Below are 282 nucleotides of genomic sequence, written 5' to 3'. Positions count from 1 at the left end.
ATTGTGCTTACTCTGAAACTTCGAATAGCGAAAATTGGACTGCCCATGAATAAAGTGCTGATCGTGGACGATCATCCCGTCATTCGCCTTGCCGTACGCATGCTGTTGGAGCGCCATGGCTGCGAGGTCATCGCGGAGACGGATAATGGCGTGGATGCCTTGCAACTGGCTCGTGGGCATTTGCCTGATATCGTAATTCTCGACATAGGCATTCCAAAACTGGACGGTCTTGAGGTCATTGCCCGGCTATCCGCTATGACGTTGCCGTTCAAGGTATTGATC

At 51.4% G+C, this 282-nt stretch carries 1 protein-coding gene; it reads left to right on the top strand.

Going from position 1 to position 282, the window contains the following annotated elements; translation table 11 throughout:
• Nucleotides 1-45: 45 nt before the first annotated feature.
• Nucleotides 46-282 (top strand): response regulator (locus EE949_RS08380; protein ID WP_164666722.1); only part of this gene is annotated, 237 nt, incomplete at its 3' end.

The sequence above is a fragment of the Pseudomonas viridiflava genome, assembly GCF_900602065.1.
Classification (GTDB): Bacteria; Pseudomonadota; Gammaproteobacteria; order Pseudomonadales; family Pseudomonadaceae; genus Aquipseudomonas.
Note: the sequence above shows the minus strand (reverse complement) of the source record. Positions and strands in the feature narration are given on the sequence as shown.